This is a genomic window from Methylobacterium sp. WL6, from assembly GCF_008040095.1.
GTDB lineage: Bacteria > Pseudomonadota > Alphaproteobacteria > Rhizobiales > Beijerinckiaceae > Methylobacterium.
This window is the reverse complement of record NZ_VRVH01000348.1, coordinates 1-4,358: the sequence shown is the minus strand read 5'-3', so window position 1 is coordinate 4,358 and position 4,358 is coordinate 1. Positions and strand designations below refer to the sequence as shown.

General features: G+C 73.6%; 4 protein-coding genes and 1 pseudogene. 4 read left to right on the top strand and 1 reads right to left on the bottom strand.

Annotation, left to right across the window (positions count from 1 at the left end):
* Positions 1-92: 92 nt before the first annotated feature.
* The 4 genes from FV230_RS25260 to FV230_RS25245 are packed head-to-tail and all read left to right on the top strand — an operon-like array spanning position 93 to position 3,881.
* A complete protein-coding gene (locus tag FV230_RS25260) occupies positions 93-1,259 on the top strand; it encodes a glutathionylspermidine synthase family protein (RefSeq protein WP_147844350.1) in 1,167 nt (388 codons plus the stop codon).
* A gap of 53 nt (positions 1,260-1,312) precedes the next feature.
* On the top strand, positions 1,313-1,765 hold the full coding sequence (locus FV230_RS25255; RefSeq protein WP_147728855.1) for a DNA polymerase III subunit chi: 453 nt from the start codon (positions 1,313-1,315) through the stop codon (positions 1,763-1,765).
* A 32-nt stretch (positions 1,766-1,797) separates the two neighbouring features.
* Complete coding sequence (locus tag FV230_RS25250) at positions 1,798-3,498, top strand: peptidase S10 (RefSeq protein WP_243933968.1); 1,701 nt, start codon at positions 1,798-1,800, stop codon at positions 3,496-3,498.
* Between the two features lie 38 nt (positions 3,499-3,536).
* Positions 3,537-3,881, top strand: a complete 345-nt coding sequence (locus FV230_RS25245) for a hypothetical protein (protein WP_243933984.1) — start codon at positions 3,537-3,539, stop codon at positions 3,879-3,881.
* 1 nt (position 3,882) lies between these two features.
* Here the strand turns inward: FV230_RS25245 and FV230_RS29995 are convergent.
* Positions 3,883-4,358: pseudogene (locus FV230_RS29995) on the bottom strand (hypothetical protein); the annotation flags it as partial.

The following is a 4,358-nucleotide window of genomic DNA, read 5'->3' as shown; positions in this document are numbered from 1 at the left end:
TCCGCGGTGCGCCCGGCCGCCTTCGGCGGGTTCGGCGCGACCGGCCGGGGCTTCGCCTCCCACGGGATGGCGGGTCACGGGAGCGGCGGCTGATGCGCCGCATCGCGATCGGCGAGCGGCCGGGCTGGCGTGCGAGCGCGCGGGCCAACGGCTTCACCTTCCACACCCTCGACGGCGCGCCCTACTGGGACGAGAGCCACGCCTACGCCTTCACGCTCGGCGAGATCGAGCGCGACATCGAGGCGCCTGGCACCGAGCTCCACGCGCTGTGCCTCGCCTTCGTCGCCGACGCGGTCGAGGACGCGCGCATCCTGGCCTCCCTGGCGATCCCGGAGGCGATGTGGGACGTCGTGCGTACCAGCTGGCGCCGCGGCGACCCCTCGCTCTACGGGCGGCTCGACCTCGCCTACGGCGGCGAAGGCACCGGCCCGGCCAAGCTCCTCGAATACAACGCCGACACGCCGACCGCGCTCTACGAATCCGTGGTGTTCCAGTGGCTCTGGCTCGAGGACCTGCTGCGGCTCGGGCGGGTGCCGGCGGGCTCGGACCAGTTCAACGCCGTGCACGAGCGCCTGATCGAGCGGTTCCGGGCGGTCGGCGGCACCTCCCTGGCCCTGGCGGCCTACGCCGACGCGCCTGAGGACCGCGGCACCGTCGCCTACCTGGAGGATTGCGCGCGCCAGGCCGGCCTCGCGACCCGCTTCCTCGACCTCGGCGATATCGGCCTTGCCGCGAACGGCGCCTTCGTCGACCGGACGGAGGCGCCGATCGCGACCCTGTTCAAGCTCTACCCGTGGGAATGGGCGTTCGCGGATGCGTTCGGCGCGGCGCTCGCCGCGACGCCGACGCGGTTCCTCGAACCGCCCTGGAAGGCGGTCCTGTCCAACAAGGGGCTGCTGCCGCATCTCTACGCCCGCGAGCCCGGCCACCCGAACCTGCTGCCGGCCTATTTCGAGGACGACCCGCAGAAGGCGCGGCTCGGCACCTCGTTCGTCAAGAAGCCGCTGTTCTCGCGCGAGGGCGCCAACGTCCTGATGGTGCGCGACGGCGCGGTGCTGGCACAGGATCACGGCCCCTACGGCGCGGGCGGCCATGTCCGGCAGGCGCTCGCCGAGCTGCCGTGCTTCGACGGGCGCCACGCCCTCGTCGGCGCCTGGATCGTCGGCGACGCCTGCGTCGGGATCGGCCTGCGCGAGGCGGCCGGCCCGATCACCACCGACGCGGCGTTGTTCTTCCCGCACGTCATCCTGCCCGGGTGAGTGCGCCGATGACGCGCTGTGCAAAGCGCGCCCAGCGGCCTATCTGAGCGGGCGTGACGGACATCCTCTTCTACCATCTCCAGAACCAGCCGCTCGAAGCGGTGCTGCCGAACCTCGTCGAGAAGTCGCGCGAGCGCGGCTGGCAGGCGGCGATCCAGGCAGCGAGCGAGGAACGGCTCCAGGCGCTGGACGATCACCTCTGGACCTTCCGCGACGACAGCTTCCTGCCCCACGGCACCGATCGCGAGCCCGACGCGGCGAGCCAGCCGGTGGTGCTGACCTTGCGCGACACCAACCCCAACGCCGCCGCGATCCGCTTCCTCGTCGAGGGCGCGGACCTGCCGCCGGATGCGGGCGACTACGAGCGGATCTGCGTGCTGTTCGACGGCACCGACCAGGATGCGCTCCTGCGCGCCCGCGAGCAGTGGAAGGCCGCCAAGGCCGCCGGCCACGCGGTCGCCTACTGGCAGCAGGACGACGGCGGCCGCTGGCTGAAGAAGGCGTGACGCTCCCCCGCGACTGGAATGCAGGACCGACCATGCCGATCATGAAAATGGCGCGCGTTCTTCCCTCCCCCCTTTGCGGGGGCGGGTACCCTGCGGAGCAGAGGGGGAGAGGGGAGCGCCGTATCCGGAGAGGTCGCGCCCCTCTCCCGGCCCTCGCTGACGCGAGGGCCACCCTCCCCCGCAGAGGGGGGAGGGGGTTCGCGGCACTCGTCGCGCTTCTCTTCGCGATCGTTCCGCTTGCGGCGACGGCCCAGGCGCCGCAGCGCGGGCCCACCGAGGCGCGCGCGCCGGAGGGAAAGAAGCTCCCGCCCGACGTCACCACCGAGCAGAGCGTCACGCTTCCCAACGGCCAGAAGCTCGATTTCACAGCGACCGCGGGCAGCCTGCCGCTGGTCGACGAATCGGGCAAGCTGCAGGCCGAGATCGCCTTCGTCGCCTACACCCGGCCCGCGGCGGCCGGGACGGTGCGGCCGATCACCTTCGCGATCAACGGCGGGCCGGGGGCGGCCTCCGCCTACCTGAACATCGGCGCGATCGGGCCGTGGCGCCTGCCGGCCGACGGCGCGAGCATCAGCCCGTCGCGCTCGGTCGCGCTGGTGCCGAACGACGGCACCTGGCTCGACTTCACCGACCTCGTCTTCATCGACCCGGTCGGCACCGGCTACAGCCGCGCCGCGGACGGCGACGGCAAGGCGTATTGGAGCGTGGAGTCGGACGCCTCGGTGCTGTCGGCGGCGATCGCCCGCTACCTGCGCGTCAACACCCGGATGGGCGACCCGAAATTCTACGTCGGCGAGAGCTACGGCGGCTTCCGGGGACCGCTCATCGCGGCCAAGCTGCAGGAGGATATCGGCGTCGGGCTGTCGGGCCTCGTGCTGCTGTCGCCGGTGCTCGATTTCGGCACCCTGGCGCCCCCGCGCGCCAACCCCTGGGGCAACGTCCTGCGGCTGCCCTCCTACGCGGCCGGCGCCCTGGAGCGGGCCGGCACCGTGCCGACCCGCGAGACCCTGGCCGACACCGAGCGCTACGCCACCGGTGCCTACCTCGCCGACCTGCTCAAGGGGCCCGACGACGCGCCGGCGGTGGCGCGCCTGACCGAGCGCGTCGCCGCGCTGACCGGGCTCGACCCGGCCTTCGTCAAGGCGCAGGGCGGCCGGCTGTCCTCAAGCAGCGTCCAGCGCGAGGTCGACCGCGCGTCGGGCCGCGTCGCCAGCGCCTACGACACCGGCGTCTCGGGATGGGACCCCGACCCGACCGCGGCGCATTCCGGCTTCGACGACCCGCTGCTCACCGCGCTCCAGGCGCCGCTCACCAGCGCGATGATCGACCTCTACGCGAAGACGCTGAACTGGCGGGTGACGAACCTGCGCTACGAGCTCCTGAACACGGCCGTGAACCGAGGCTGGAGCTGGGGCGGCGGCCGCTCCGCGCCGGAGGCGGTCGGCGCCTTGCGCGGCGTGCTGGCGCTCGACGGCAACGTCCGCGTGCTGGTGGCGCACGGCTTCACCGACCTGGTGACGCCGTACTTCGCCTCCAAGCTGCTGATCGACCAGATCCCGTCCTACGGGGCGGAGCCGCGGCTCTCGCTGGCGGTGTACCCCGGCGGGCACATGTTCTATTCCCGCCCCGATGCCCGGGCGGCGTTCAAGCGCGACGTCTCCGCCCTCTACGCCGCCGCGCTGAAGGCGCGCGAGGCGACGGCCCCGAACCCGCAGCGCAAGGAGGCGCCGTGACGTTGCCAGATCTGCGGACCCTCGCCGGCGCCGGCCTGATCGCGGCCGCCCTCCTCGGCGCCTGCACCGTGACCGAGCGGACGCCCCCGCCCGCGCCCTCGGAGATCGTGCCGATCCCGCCGCGCGCGCCCGCGGCGGCGACCTTCACCGGCCCGGTGCTCGCGCCGGACGGATCCTGCACCGGTCCGGCCCCGGCGAGCGCCGCCGCGATCGAGCCGGGCATCGGCGAGTGCGACCTCGTGCGGCTGAAGGGCCGCCCGCCGGTGGACGTGCTGGTCGGGGAAGGCCGCGCCGGCCGCGAGGTCCAGGTGCTCTACACCGAGCCCGGCGCGAAGGAGCTGTACTTCTTCGTCAACAACAAGCTCGACCGCGTGGTGAAGTAGCTCAGCGCACGCGCCACACCGCGAGGACGTCGCCGCCGAGCGGCAGCCGCTTGAGCCAGTCGGCCTGCGCCTCGCCGCGCATCAGCCGCGTGGCGAAGGCGGGGCCGTCGAGATCCGCCTCCGGCCGTACCCGGCAGGCGACCACGTAGCGGACGCCGTGCGCCGCCACCTGCCGCCGCAGGTCGCCCTCGCTGCCGCCGAGCCCTTCGATCGCCGCGGTGAGCCCTGGAACCGCCCGGTGATACGGTGCGGCGACCACCGCGTGCGGCGTCCGCATCAGGATCGAGGGCCCCATCACGATCGGCGCCAGCACGGTGCCGGGGGGGAGGGCCGCCAGCGGCGTCACCGCGTCGTCGGCCTGGCAGGCGAAGCTCGCGGCCGTGGCGGACGTGTCGCCGCCGTCCCGGATCAGGCCGGCCACCACGACCGGGATCATCCAGGCGGTGCTGATGAGCCCGACCCCGAGCGCGGCGAGGC

Bases quoted from the DNA above. Each gene is read 5' to 3' on its own strand.
- FV230_RS25260 (WP_147844350.1), top strand. From the start codon at position 93: ATGCGCCGCATCGCGATCGGCGAGCGGCCGGGCTGGCGTGCGAGCGCG.
- FV230_RS25250 (WP_243933968.1), top strand. From the start codon at position 1,798: ATGCCGATCATGAAAATGGCGCGCGTTCTTCCCTCCCCCCTTTGCGGG.